The sequence below is a fragment of the Streptomyces sp. JLBG701 genome, from assembly GCF_058544905.1.
The window spans coordinates 8,063,981-8,077,039 of record NZ_CM178588.1 but is presented as its reverse complement, the minus strand read 5'-3'; the positions used below and the strand labels follow the sequence as shown (position 1 = coordinate 8,077,039).

Annotated in this window: 8 protein-coding genes; 3 read left to right on the top strand and 5 right to left on the bottom strand. The window is 72.0% G+C overall.

Going from position 1 to position 13,059, the window contains the following annotated elements:
- Nucleotides 1-18: 18 nt before the first annotated feature.
- Both rsmD and AC5DRG_RS37385 read right to left on the bottom strand, forming a co-directional pair.
- Entirely contained in the window at nucleotides 19-606 is a 588-nt protein-coding gene (gene rsmD, locus AC5DRG_RS37390; RefSeq protein ID WP_491804120.1) for a 16S rRNA (guanine(966)-N(2))-methyltransferase RsmD, read from the bottom strand.
- A gap of 79 nt (nucleotides 607-685) precedes the next feature.
- The gene (locus AC5DRG_RS37385) at nucleotides 686-3,907 is read right to left on the bottom strand and encodes a helicase-related protein (RefSeq protein WP_491804119.1); all 3,222 of its coding nucleotides are present in this window, start codon (nucleotides 3,905-3,907) and stop codon (nucleotides 686-688) included.
- Between the two features lie 164 nt (nucleotides 3,908-4,071).
- Here AC5DRG_RS37385 and AC5DRG_RS37380 point away from each other — a divergent pair, with 164 nt between their 5' ends.
- The gene (locus tag AC5DRG_RS37380) at nucleotides 4,072-5,934 is read left to right on the top strand and encodes an HSP90 family protein (RefSeq protein WP_491804118.1); all 1,863 of its coding nucleotides are present in this window, start codon (nucleotides 4,072-4,074) and stop codon (nucleotides 5,932-5,934) included.
- Nucleotides 5,931-8,870 (top strand): tetratricopeptide repeat protein, encoded by a 2,940-nt coding sequence (locus AC5DRG_RS37375; RefSeq protein ID WP_491804116.1) that lies wholly within the window; start codon nucleotides 5,931-5,933, stop codon nucleotides 8,868-8,870. The genes AC5DRG_RS37380 and AC5DRG_RS37375 overlap by 4 nt, the downstream gene beginning before the upstream one ends.
- An 8-nt stretch (nucleotides 8,871-8,878) precedes the next feature.
- On the opposite strand, the gene AC5DRG_RS37370 is transcribed toward AC5DRG_RS37375, so the two are convergent.
- A complete protein-coding gene (locus AC5DRG_RS37370; RefSeq protein ID WP_491804115.1) occupies nucleotides 8,879-10,588 on the bottom strand; it encodes a DAK2 domain-containing protein in 1,710 nt (569 codons plus the stop codon).
- 246 nt (nucleotides 10,589-10,834) lie between these two features.
- On the opposite strand from AC5DRG_RS37370, the gene rpmB reads away from it, so the two are divergent.
- Nucleotides 10,835-11,020, top strand: a complete 186-nt coding sequence (gene rpmB, locus AC5DRG_RS37365) for a 50S ribosomal protein L28 (protein ID WP_004924906.1) — start codon at nucleotides 10,835-10,837, stop codon at nucleotides 11,018-11,020.
- 94 nt (nucleotides 11,021-11,114) lie between these two features.
- Here rpmB and thiD read toward each other — a convergent pair whose 3' ends face one another.
- Complete coding sequence (thiD, locus tag AC5DRG_RS37360) at nucleotides 11,115-11,906, bottom strand: bifunctional hydroxymethylpyrimidine kinase/phosphomethylpyrimidine kinase (RefSeq protein ID WP_491804113.1); 792 nt, start codon at nucleotides 11,904-11,906, stop codon at nucleotides 11,115-11,117.
- The gene (locus tag AC5DRG_RS37355) at nucleotides 11,903-12,868 is read right to left on the bottom strand and encodes a thiamine-phosphate kinase (RefSeq protein ID WP_491804112.1); all 966 of its coding nucleotides are present in this window, start codon (nucleotides 12,866-12,868) and stop codon (nucleotides 11,903-11,905) included. The genes thiD and AC5DRG_RS37355 overlap by 4 nt, the downstream gene beginning before the upstream one ends.
- Between the last annotated feature and the right edge of the window lie 191 nt (nucleotides 12,869-13,059).

Sequence of the window (13,059 nt, the reverse complement as noted above, 5' to 3'; positions counted from 1 at the left end):
CCTCGCTCTCCGGTCCGGTCATCGTGCGTCTTCGCACGTAGAGGCGGCGCGACCGTACCAAAACGTCCCCTCGCCGTAACGACGGGCCCGGACCCCTTCGAAGCCGTCCGGCCACCGGAATTCGCCGCCTCTGGTGCTGCGCTCCACGGTGACGAGGGCTTCGCCGGTGAGCCAGCCCTCGGTCCGGAGTGTGAGCAGAATCTCCCGAAGATCGTCGTCCGGGACGGCGTACGGCGGGTCGAGGAAGACGATGTCGTACGGCTGTGTCGGCGCCGGTGACTTGATGATCTGCTCGGCCTTGCCCGCCCTGACCTCCGCGCCGGGGAGGCCGAGGTTCTTGACGTTCTCGCGGATCACGCGGGCGGCCTTGGCGTCGGCCTCCACGAGGAGGGTGTGGGCGGCGCCTCGGGAGAGGGCCTCCAGGCCTACCGCTCCCGAACCCGCGTACAGGTCCAGGACCCGCTCGCCGTCCAGGGGGCCGCCCAGGAGGGCCTGCCAGGTGGAGAAGAGGCCTTCGCGTGCGCGGTCGGAGGTGGGGCGGGTACCGGTCCCTGGCGGCACGGCCAGGCGGCGTCCGCCGGCTGCGCCGGCGATCACGCGGGTCATCTGTGGTCCTTGGGTGTGGGCGGCTTCAGGTATCAGTGTGGCTGGTCGCGCAGTTCCCCGCGCCCCTGGGGGTCAGCCCTCAGCCCTTTTCCAGGTACTGCTCTCTCTCCTCGTCCAGTAGGGCGTCCAGGGCCGTTCGTAGGCCTGGCAGGCGCTCCAGGTCTGGGTCTGCCGCCACTACCTCCGTGGCCTCCTCCCTCGCCTCCGCGATGATCTCCTCGTCCTCGATCACGGCCAGCATCCTCAGGCTGGTGCGGGCGCCTGACTGGGCCTGGCCGAGGACGTCTCCCTCTCGGCGTTGTTCGAGGTCGATGCGGGAGAGTTCGAAGCCGTCGAGGGTGGAGGCGACCGAGTTGAGGCGCCCGCGGGCCGGGGTGGCCTCGGGCATCTCGGTGACCAGGAGGCAGAGACCGGCGGCGGAGCCGCGGCCTACTCGGCCTCGGAGCTGGTGGAGCTGGGAGACGCCGAAGCGGTCGGCGTCCATGATCACCATCGCTGTGGCGTTCGGCACGTTCACCCCGACCTCGATGACCGTCGTGGCGACGAGGACGTCCGTCTCGCCGGCGGCGAAGCGGCGCATCACGGCGTCCTTGTCGTCGGGGGGCATACGGCCGTGCAGGACCTCCACCTTGAGGCCCTGGAGGGGGCCCTTGGTGAGCTGGGCGGCCACGTCCAGGACCGCTAGCGGCGGGCGCTTCTCGGCCTCGTCCTCGGGGGACGGCTTCTTCTTGGACTTCTTGGGGTCGTCGTCCTCGTCGCCGATGCGCGGGCAGACCACGTACGCCTGGTGTCCGTTGGACACCTCCTCGCGCACGCGCTCCCACGCGCGTGCCAGGAAGTGGGGCTTGTCGGCGGCCGGGACGACGTGGCTGGCGATCGGTGAGCGGCCGGCCGGGAGTTGGTCGAGGACCGAGGTCTCCAGGTCGCCGAAGACGGTCATGGCGACCGTGCGCGGGATGGGCGTGGCGGTCATGACCAGGAGGTGCGGGGGCTGCTTGCCCTTGCCGCGCAGGGCGTCGCGCTGCTCGACGCCGAAGCGGTGCTGCTCGTCCACGACCACTAGGCCGAGGTCGTGGAACTGCACCTTGTCCTCGATCAACGCGTGCGTGCCGATCACGATCCCGGCCTCCCCGGTGACCAGATCGAGCAGCGCCTGGCGTCGCGCCGCCGTCCCCATGGAGCCGGTGAGCAGCGTGACCTTGGTGGCCTTCTCCGCGCCGCCCAGCATTCCGCCCTCGGCCAGCTCCCCCATCATCTCGACAATCGAGCGGTGATGCTGCTGGGCGAGCACTTCGGTGGGGGCGAGCATGGCGGCCTGTCCGCCCGCGTCTACGACGGCGAGCATGGCTCGTAGGGCCACCATCGTGTTGTGGGTGACCGTGAAGTTGTCGGTGACGTAGGCGTGGCTGGGGTGGGCGACGCTGATGCACTGGACCGGCTTGTGACCCACGTATTCCACTACACGGATGCCACGGCGGAAGGTGTTGTATTTCGGCCGGGGGCGCACCCGATCTGCCTTGCGGGACAGTCGGAACGGAGCGTACTCGTCGGGCAGCGCGACGGAGACCTCAAAGGCGGCTCGCTTTGGCAGGACCCGCGCTCGGCCTCCCAACGAACGTACAAGCCAGGCAACATCGTCTGCGAGCCGACGCGAGGCCGAGCAGAACGAGATGCTGAGGCCGGTCGCCTGAATGGTGCCGTCAGTGTCCAGGAGCCCCTGCAGCAGAGCGAGACGGTTCTTGATCGAGCTGTTCTTGAACTCGGTGGGGATGAACTTGTCGTGTGAGGTCAGCCCCCACAGTCCCAGATCACGGAGGGTCTGGATGATGGGGTTGCGTACGCCGCCCACGCGACGGGTGAGCTGAATCGTGTGGTCGCACCGAGAGCCGGCGACCGGAACGAGGCGGCAGTCAGGAGCCACGGCCGACGCTGCGGCATCGCGGATCTCGGCGTCGACGGTGGACAGCCTCAAGTTGTGTCGGAACGAGCCGTCGCCCAGCAGCAGGCCGAAGAGGTAGGGGTCGAGCGGAAGCTGCGAATCGTCCCCCAAGTCGACCGGCGTCGCCGCTGGGAGGTACCACTTCGAAGATCCATTGGCCTTGAACGTATCGAGACGGATCTCCCGAGTCGTCATGACCTTGGGAGCCTGGCCACGGTGCCATCCACAGCTCGTCCCGACGATCCAGAGATGCTCGTCGTCGCACTCGACAGAACTTCCGTCAGAGAGAACCAGCCGCCAGACATCGCGCTCTCCCTGCGGGAAGACACCGTCGACCAGCGCGATCTCGCCATTCGGCACGACAACCTCATCTCCGACCGCCAGATCCCCCATGCGACGGAATCCGGTTGGTGTGAGAACGAGCGAGTCGAGCGGCTGCGCCTTGCCCGATCCGACCTCGCCCTGGAGCAGCCGGTGCATCGGATGCTCCGTCGCCAGGTCGTCGAAGATCTCCTTGGAGACCTTCTGCTGGCCGTCGGTGAGGGTGAAGGGGAGCTTCGCGTCGAAGGCGGTCAGGAGGCCGTCGGGGGCGGGTTTGCGGGCGACCGCCGGGAGTTGGGCGTCGGCGTGGCGGCGGCGGGCGAGGGCGACCTGGAGGACGAAGGCCTCGTCCCACTTGAGGCGGTCGCGGGCGCCGGCGATGTCCGCCTTGGTGTGCGGGCGGTGGATCTTGAGGAGGGCCTCGGGGAGGGGGACCAGGCCGCGGCCCTCGCGCAGGGAGTCCGGGAGGGGGTCGATGGCTTCCTGGGCGCTGGGCAGCACCGTCTGGACGGCCTTGCCGATCTTCCAGGACTCCAGCTTGGCCGTGGCCGGGTAGATGGGGATGAGGGCGCCGGCCCAGGTGTCGACCGCCTCCTCGGGGTCGCCTTTGAGCAACTCGTAGGCCGGGTGGGCCAGTTGGAGTCGGCGGTTGAAGAGGGAGACCTTGCCCGCGAACATCGCGCGCGTGCCCGGCAGCAGCTCCTTGTGGGGTTTGTGAACACCGCTGCCGAAGAAGACCAGTTGGAGCCGGCCGCTGCCGTCCGTGATGGTCACTTCGAGGCGCTGGCCCTTGCCCCGGGGCGCCTTGGCCGAGGCGAAGGAGTGCAGCCGGGCGTCGGCGACCATCGCGACCACCGTCACATGCTCGTCCAGGGGCAGCTCGGCGAGGTGTGTGAGCTGGCCCCGCTCCTCGTATCTGCGCGGATAGTGGTGCAGGAGGTCGCCGACGGTGTGCAGGCCGAGATGCTCGGCCATCACCTTCGCGGTGGCGGGGCCGAGCACCTTTGTGAGTGGTTCTTCCAGTGCGGGCACGAGATCCATTGCACACCACGCCACTGACAATGCCGTATACGTCTCGGGAAACCCCTGGTCAGACGGCCGTTCGGAGCCATAGGATGGCGCGCTCCGGCCATGCCGCGGTCACCGCCTCACACGGGACCGCCCGACCCCGCGCCGTCGCCCGTCCCCCCACCGGCGCTGCGACCATGGACTCCCAGACCTCACAGTCATCTCAGGCATCCCAGTCACCTCACACGTTCCAGGTCGACCTGCGCGGTCTGGTGGACCTGCTCTCCCATCACCTCTACTCCAGCCCCAAGGTCTATCTGCGCGAGCTGCTGCAGAACGCCGTGGACGCGATCACCGCCCGGCGTGCCGAGCAGCCCGACGCTCCTGCGCGGGTGCGGCTCCATGTCGAGGGTGGCGTCGGCGACGCGGGCGGCACGCTGCGGGTCGAGGACTCCGGCGTCGGGCTCACCGAGGCGGACGTGCACAACCTGTTGGCAACCATCGGCCGCAGCTCCAAGCGCGCGGACGGGCTTCAGGAGGTCCGCTCGGACTTCCTCGGGCAGTTCGGGATCGGTCTGCTGGCCTGTTTCGTGGTCGCCGAGCGGATCCGGGTCGTCAGCCGCAGTGCCCGTACACCCGACGCGCCGCCCGTGGAGTGGACGGCCACCGACGACGGCTCGTACACCGTGCGGACGCTGCCCGACTCGGCCCGCCCCGAACCGGGTACGACCGTGCACCTGGTGGCGCGGGCCGGGGCCGGCGAATGGCTGGCCAAGGAGCGGGTGCTCGCGCTGGCCCGGGACTTCGGGGCGCTGTTGCCGTACGACGTGCGGGTGGGGGAGGAGGCGGTCACCGACCTTCCGGCGCCCTGGGACCGGGCGTACCCCTCCCCCGCGACCCGGAGGGTGGCTCTGGCGCGGCACTGTCACGAGCAGTTCGGCTTCACCCCGCTGGACTCGATCGAGCTGGATGTGCCGCTCGCCGGTATCCGGGGTGTGGCGTACGTGTTGCCGTCGGCGGTCAGTCCGGCGCAGCGCGCGAGTCATCGCGTCCATCTCAAGGGCATGTTGCTGACCGAGCGGGCCGAACAGCTGCTGCCCGACTGGGCGTTCTTCGTGCGCTGCGTCCTGGACACGGACAGCCTGCGGCCCACGGCCTCGCGCGAGTCGCTGTACGAGGACGAGACGCTGGCGGCCGTACGGGAGGCGCTGGGCGAAAGGATTCGGTCCTGGCTGACGGGGCTCGCGGCGGGTGATCCGGAGCGGCTGGCCGCGTTCCTGTCGGTGCACTACCTGGGTGTGAAGTCCCTCGCGCGGCACGACAAGGAGATGCTGCGCACGATGCTGCCGTGGCTCCCCTTCGAGACGACCGACGGGCGGCTGTCCCTGGAGGAGTTCGCGCAGCGGCACCCGGTCGTGCACTTCACGCGGACCGTCGAGGAGTACCGGCAGGTCGCGCCGATCGCGTCCGCGCAGGGCGTCGGGGTGATCAACGGCGGTTACACGTACGACAGCGAGCTGGTCGAGGCGCTCCCGTCGGTCCGGCCGGGGACCGTGGTCGCCGAGCTGGACGCCGACACGGTGACCGCCCACCTGGACGCGGTCGACCCGGCCGAGGAACTGGCCCTGGCGGGCTTCCTGGCGGCCGCGCGGGCCAAGCTCGATCCCCTGGGCTGCGATGTCGTCCTACGGGCCTTCCACCCGCTCTCCGTCCCCGCGCTGCATCTGGACGACCGGGCCGCCCGGCACGAGCAGGCCCGCGCGGAGGCCGAGGAACAGGCCGACGACCTGTGGGCGGGCATCCTCGGTTCGCTGCGGGGCAGCGCCCCGCGCGCGCGGCTGGTGCTGAACCACCTCAACCCGCTCATCCGCAGGATCAGTTCACTGAACGACCGGGAGCTGATCGGCACCGCCACGGAGTCCCTGTACGGACAGGCCCTCCTGATGGCCCAGCGCCCGCTGCGCCCGGCGGACTCCGCGCTGCTGAACCGCGCGTTCATCGGCCTCCTGGAATGGGCCACCCACAGCGACTCCGACTCCCGGGAGGACGGCCACCGATGAGCGGGCTCGACGACTTCGACTCCCTCCGCCAGGCGATGGCGGAGAACTCCGAGCAGCCGGAGGGACCGGCCCGCAACGCGCGCGCGGAGCAGCTGCTCACCGAGGCCGAGAAGCTGAACATCCCCCTCGCGGTGATCGAGGCGCTCGGACACCAGCTGAAGGTCTACAACTACAGCTCCGAGAAGGACAAGATGTTCGTCCCCTTCGCGCGCCTGCTGCGCCTGTGGGACGAGCGGCCCGAGGACTTCGACGAGTACGAGACGCACTCGCTGCACTGGGTCTTCAAGTGGATGTCCGCAGGCATGCTCGACCAGCCGCACGTCCCGCTCGCCTCCATCGAGAAGTGGCTCGGCGAGATGGAGCACCGCTACCGGCTCGCCGGGCACTCCGAGCGGGCCGTGCGCAGCGCCGAGTTCAGTGTGGCCGCACATGTCGGGGACGTGACCCGGGCCGAACGGGCGTACACCGCCTGGCTGGCCGCCGACCGGGACAAGATGGCCGACTGCCACGCGTGTGAGCTGCACGGGCAGGGCTGGTGGCAGGGGGAGCGGAACCGGGACGCGGAGGCGCTGGAGCTGTGGCGGCCGGTCCTGGAGGGCGAGTACACGTGCGCCCACGAGCCGCACACGGCCCTCGCGTCCTCGCTGACGCCCCTGCTGCGGCTGGGGCGCCTGGACGAGGCGCGCGCCCACCATCTGCGCGGGTTCCGGCTGGTACGCCCGATGGAGAGCATGCGCGCCGCGTACGCGGACCATGTGGAGTTCTGCGCGCTGTCCGGCAACGAGGCGCGCGGTCTTGAGCTCCTCGCGGAGCGGCCGGCGTACTTCACGGACTCCGGGCACCCGCGCAGCAAGATGGACTTCATGGCCGTAGTGGCCCTCCTCATGGACCGGCTGACCGCGCTCGGGCTCGGCGAGCAGCGGGTGCCCGGGCCGGCGGGACGGGAGTGGAGCGCGCGTGAACTCGCCGTCCACGCGCGCGCGGAGGCCCTCGCGCTGGCCGCCCGCTTCGACGAGCGCAACGGCACCGCGTACGTCAGTGAGCGCGCCCGCGCGCGTATGGACCAGCCGGCGCTCGTGGACCGGCTCCCGCTGGGTGTGCGATCCACGCGCCCCGCGCCCACGGCGCACGCCCCTGTTCACGCCCCCGCCCCCGTCGAGCGGCCCGCGACGGCAACGGAGCCGGAGCTGCCCGCCCTGCTCGCGGAGGCACGGCGGCTGTCCAACACGCTGCAGCCGAACGCCGTCGAGGCGTGGGCGGCGGTCGCGCTGGCCGCGGAGGGCGTGGAGCTGGCCGCACGCGACCGTGCGGAGATCGCGGACCACGAGGCGATGGACCTGGGCCCGGACGGTGTCGAGCTGTTCGAGCGCGCCGCCGAGCTGTACGCGGAGGCGGGCGACCCCGGGGAGGCCCTGGCGGCACGCACGCGTGCGGCGTACGTACGGGCGCTGACGGGCGAGGTCGACGAGGCGCTGGCGGCGGTCGCCGGGCCGTACGAGGAGGTCCTCGCGCTCTTCGCCGAGGAGGGCACGGGGCTGCGCCAGACGGCGTCCGTGCTGATGGGGCGGGCGCGGGTGCTGATGCGCCGCATGCATGAGGCCGAGGGCCCCGTGGCGGAAACGGTTCTGGCCGACGCCCAGGGCGCCGCGCGGGAGCTGCTGGCGCTCGTCGACGGGCACACCGGGGACGACATCCGGCTCGCCACCCGGGCCGCCGAGGCGCGGGCGATGCTCGCCGAGCTGGCGGCGCACTCCGGGGACGCCGAGGCGGCCGCGGAGCTGTTCGCGCGGGCCGCGGCGGAGTTCGTGGGGGCGGGGCTGCCGTGGTTCGCCGTGGAGTACGAGGCCCGGCTGGCCGGACTCGCGCACCACCTCGGCGACACGGCGGGGGCCGAGCGGGCGCTGCGGGACGCCCTGGAGCACGGCGGACCGCACCTGGAGGCGGCGGGCCGGGCCCAGCTGAACCTCCAGCTCGCCGAGATCCTCAGCGGCAGGGGCCTGTCCGAGGAGGCGGCGGAGCACGCGCTGGAGGCGGCGCACTGGGCCGACGAGGCGGGCGAGGGCCCGACGCTCGGCGCCTGGGCGCGGCATCAGCTCGGCGGGTTCCTGCTGCGGCAGGGCCGGTGGGCCGAGGCGGCCGAGGTGCTGGAGTCGGCGCTGCCCGACCTGAACGCCGAGACGCACGGCGACGGCGCGATCGTCCAGACGCAGTGGTGGCTCGGCGACTGTCTGAGCGAGCTCGGGGAGCACCGCGCGTCCGCCGAACGCCGACTCCAGGCCGCCGAGCTCGCCCGGCACTGGCCCGAGCAGCACGACCACGCGACGCTCGCCCACCTCGCCGCCGAGTCCCTCGGCCACGCGGGACTGCCCGCCGAGGCCGACCAGGCCTACACGCGCGCGGGCGACCTGTGGCGTTCGCTCGGCAACATCCACGGCCTCGTCCGCTCCCTGCGCGCCCGTGCGTGGCTCGCCCTGCGCATGGACGCGGGGCTCGACGGGGCGCGGGATCTGATGGCGGACGCGGTCCGGGAGTGCGCGGCGGCGCTGGACGCGGCGGACGACGAGAAGGCCAGGCAGCGGCTCGCCGCCGAACTCGGCCACACGCACCGCCAGTTCGGCGACCTGCTCGCCCGTTCCGTGTCCGAGGACGCCGAGGACGGCTCGATCCAGGCCGTGTTCGAGGAGGCCCTGTCCCAAATGGCGGACGCCGTCGTGGTGTTCGCCCCTCTCGGGGACGGCGCCCTGCACGGCAGGACCGGCGCCGAACTCGCCGCCGGCTGGCTGGAGGCCGACCTCAGCCGCCCCGCCGAGGCGGCGGCACGCGCGCGTGCGGTGCTGGAGGCGTACGCGGGCATCGAGGACGACGAGACGGCACAGGCCCGGCGGGCCGAGGCGGAGCAGATGCTCCAGCTCATGGAGGAGCAGGAGAAGGACTGAGCTCGGGACTATTCGACCCCGATGAGCAGCAACGCCCCCTGGCGTCCGCCCCGGTACACCACGGTGTCGACGGCCAGGTACGACTCCCGTACCCGCGCTTCCAGGTGGTCGGCGATCGGCTCGGGTGCCTCGTCGCCCAGGACGAGCGTGACGAGTTCACCGCCGGCCGCGAGCATGCGGTCGAGGACGGCCTCGGCGGTGGCGGTGACGTCGGAGCCGATCACGGCGACGTCGCCGTCGACGAGGCCGAGGACGTCGCCGGCCTGGCAGATGCCGGCCATGGTCCACGACTGACGTTCCGCGACGACGACCTCGGCGTAGCGGGTCGCGCCCGCCGCCGAGGTCATGGACACGACGTCCTCGTCGAAACGGCGTTCGGGTTCGTGCACCGCGAGCGCGGCGATCCCCTGCACCGCGGAACGCGTGGGGATCAGGGCCACCCTGATGCCCTCGGCGCGGGCCTGCTCGGCCGCCGCGGCCGCGGTGTGCCGTAGGTCGGCGTCGTTGGGCAGCAGTACGACCTCGCGCGCGTGGGCCCGCCGTACGGCCTCCACGAGCTCCCCGCTCGCGGGCGGCTCCCCGGGGCGCGCGAGCACGGTGGTCGCGCCCGCCTCGCTGTAAAGGCCGGCCAGCCCCTCACCGGGCACGACGGCCACCACGGCACGCTGGGCCCGCTCCCGGGGCGGCCGCTCACCCCGCGTGGTGTGCACGTCTCCGAGCCCGAAGTGCGTGATGCGGATCCGGTACGGGCGCCCGGCCTCGACGCCCGCCTCCACGGCCGCGCCGGCGTCGTCGACATGCACGTGCACGTTCCACAGCCCGTCTCCGCCGACCACGACGAGCGAGTCCCCGAGGGCGTCGAGCCGCTCCCGCAACCGCGCCACGGACGCGTCCCCGGCCTCCAGGAGATAGATCACCTCGAAGGCAGGGCCGCCCTCCTCCGGGTCGGTGTCACCGTCGGCGCACTCGACGGCGTCACGCAGTGCCGAGTCATGCAGTGCCGCACCCGCCTCGCCCACGCGCGCGTACGACCCGGAAACCGGCGCCGCGGCCACCCCCGGCCGCTCCCCCGTGAACGTCTCCACCAGCGCCGCGAGGACCGCCACCAGCCCCTGCCCGCCCGCGTCGACCACCCCGGCGCGCTCCAGGACGGCCAGCTGGCCCGGGGTCGCCGCGAGCGCCGCGCGCGCCCCCTCGTAGGCCGCCCGCGCGACCCTCCCGCAGTCGCCCTCGGTCTCGGTCGCCGCGTCGGCGGCGGCCGCGGCGACGGACAGGACGGTGCCCTCGACGGGGTGGGCCACGGCCTGGCGGGCGGAGTCGGCGGCGTGCCGCAGGGCGAGCCGCAGGCCCCCTCCGTCGGTGTGAGGGGTCTCACCGTCGGCGGCGAGCACCTGGGCCATGCCGCGCAGCAGCTGCGCGAGGATCGTCCCGGAGTTGCCGCGCGCCCCTATGAGGGCACCGTGCGCCATGGCCCCGACGGCATCGGCGAGCGACGGCTTCCCAGGCGTACCCGCCTCGTGCCCCGCGAACACCGCCTCGACCGCCGCGACGGCCGACTCCACGGTCAGATACAGGTTGGTGCCGGTGTCCCCGTCGGCCACGGGATAGACGTTGATCGCGTCGATCTCCTCGCGCGCCCGACCGAGCGCATCGAGCGCGAGACCGCACCAGGTGCGCACCGCGAGAGCATCGAAGAATGTCTGCGGCACCTGCGGCACCTGCGCCTCCTTGAGCTGCTGGACTGGGACGCAGGGTAGTCCCCGGGCCGGTGTCCGCCGGTAGAGGGCCGGGACGGGCCCCGGATCAGCCATGGTAGTTTCGTTGTACCGGCGCAGACGTTGTATGCTGCTCCGGTTGCCCGATCTGATCGGGCCTTCCCCTGGCAGCGCCACTCAGATCCTACGATCCTGATCCCGGCATGCCGGGATCCACCGTAAGTGCATCTGAAGTCTTTGGAGTGACCCGTGGCTGCCAACTGCGACGTCTGCGGCAAGGGGCCGGGCTTCGGCAACAACATCTCGCACTCGCACCGCCGTACGCCGCGTCGCTGGAACCCGAACATCCAGCGCGTTCGTACCGTGGTCGGCGGGACGCCGAAGCGCGTGAACGCTTGCACCTCGTGCATCAAGGCCGGCAAGGTCTCGCGCTGACGCACAGCTAAGCGCGCGGCCACTGCTGGTTCGCTGCATCGAGCCGGTCCACCTCGTGTGGGCCGGCTTTTTGCCGTGCCCGCCGTGCCTGCCCTCAGACACCCCGTGTGAGCGCCCACCCGTGATCCACCGGCCCGATCCCCCCGCCGAGCGCGAAGCCAGCCGCGATCGCCCCGGTGACATACTCCTTGGCCGCCGCCACCGCCGCCGGCACGGAGTCTCCCTTCGCGAGCTGCGACGCGATCGCGGAGGCGAGGGTGCAGCCCGTGCCGTGGGTGTGCCGGTTGTCGTAGCGGGGTGCGCGCAGCCAGTGCTCCTCGGTTCCGTCCGTGAGTAGATCCACGGCGTCCCCGGCGAGATGCCCACCCTTGATGAGCGCCCACGTCGGCCCGTACGACAGGACGGCGTCCGCGGCCTCCTTCAGCTGCGCCTCCGACTCGACCCGCACACCGGTCAGTTGGGCCACCTCGTCGAGGTTCGGAGTCGCCACCGTGGCCACCGGCAACAGCCGCTTCCGCACGGAGTCCAGCGCGGACGCGGCCAGCAGCGGGTCCCCGTGCTTGGACACGCCGACCGGGTCGACGACGGCCGGCGCGTCCGTGCCGCCGAGCAACTCGGCCACCGCCTCGACGAGTTCGGCCGAGGCGAGCATCCCGGTCTTCACGGCCTGTACGCCGATGTCGTCGACGACGCTGCGGTACTGCGCCCGCACCGCCTCCACCGGCAGCTGCCAAGCCCCCTGAACGCCGAGGGAGTTCTGCGCGGTGACCGCCGTGACGACGCTCATGCCGTGCACGCCGAGCGCCAGCATCGTCTTCAGGTCGGCCTGGATCCCCGCGCCCCCACCGGAGTCGGAGCCGGCCACGGTGAGCACCCGGGGCTTCACGACTCGATGTCCCCGAAGTGGTCCCAGCCGCCCTTGCTGGTCCAGGGGGCTCCGTCGACCGTCACCTGGGGCAGGGCGGAGGGGTTGAGCACCTCTCCGATGATCTTCCAGCGGGCCGGGAGCTTCACGTCCGGCGAGAAGGTCGCCACGATCGCGTGGTCCTCTCCCCCGGTGAGCACCCACTGGATGGGGTCGACGCCGACGGCCTGCCCGATGTCGTTCATCTGGGAGGGGATGTCGATCGCGCCGGAGCGGATGTCGATGCGGACCTTGCTGGCCTCGGCGATGTGCCCGAGGTCGGCGATCAGTCCGTCGCTGACGTCGCACATGGAGGTCGCGCCGAGCGCGGCGGCGGCCGGCCCCGCGTGGTACGGCGGCTCGGGGCGCCGGTGGGCCTCGACGAAGGCGCGGGGCGAGCGGAAGCCGCGGGAGAGCACCGCGAACCCGGCCGCGGACCAGCCCAGCCAGCCGGTCACCGCGACGAGGTCACCGGGCTGCGCGCCGGCCCGCGTGACGGGCTCCTGGCCGCGCAGGTCACCGAGCGCGGTGATCGACACCATGATCGTGTCACCTCGTACGACATCACCGCCGACCACGGAAGCGCCCGCGACCTGGCACTCGTCGCGCAGGCCGTCCATCAGCTCGGTCGGCCAGGCGACCGGGAGTTCGGCGGGGACGACCAGGCCGAGCAGCAGCGCGGTCGGTACGGCGCCCATCGCGGCGATGTCCGCGAGATTCTGAGCGGCCGCTTTACGGCCCACGTCGTAGGCGGTGGACCAGTCCCGGCGGAAGTGCCGGCCCTCAAGGAGGATGTCGGTGCTCGCGACGACCCTGCGGTCGGGCGCGGAGACCACCGCGGCGTCGTCGCCGGGGCCGACCCGGACCGCCGGCGTGGTGGTGAGACGGGAGGTGAGCTCCCTGATGAGCCCGAACTCTCCGAGCTCACCAACAGTGCCCTTCATTGCCCTTTCGACCCTTCTTTGCCTGTCCGTGCCCGGTCGCGGGTCATCTCGGTCCTCGATACGGTCGAGATGGCCGTTCTCTCCATACGGTCGGGATGACCGTCAACTTCTGTCGTGCCTGCACCCCGGCGCGCAAGCCCCGGCCTCCGCAGGTCTCCCCGCGGCGAGCGGCGACGCGATACCGTGGCGTT

What these genes read in the sequence shown, in the direction of transcription:
- rsmD (WP_491804120.1), bottom strand. Translation starts at nt 606, where the DNA reads ATGACCCGCGTGATCGCCGGCGCAGCCGGCGGACGCCGCCTGGCCGTG.
- AC5DRG_RS37385 (WP_491804119.1), bottom strand. Translation starts at nt 3,907, where the DNA reads ATGGATCTCGTGCCCGCACTGGAAGAACCACTCACAAAGGTGCTCGGC.
- AC5DRG_RS37380 (WP_491804118.1), top strand. Translation starts at nt 4,072, where the DNA reads ATGGACTCCCAGACCTCACAGTCATCTCAGGCATCCCAGTCACCTCAC.
- AC5DRG_RS37375 (WP_491804116.1), top strand. Translation starts at nt 5,931, where the DNA reads ATGAGCGGGCTCGACGACTTCGACTCCCTCCGCCAGGCGATGGCGGAG.
- AC5DRG_RS37355 (WP_491804112.1), bottom strand. Translation starts at nt 12,868, where the DNA reads ATGAAGGGCACTGTTGGTGAGCTCGGAGAGTTCGGGCTCATCAGGGAG.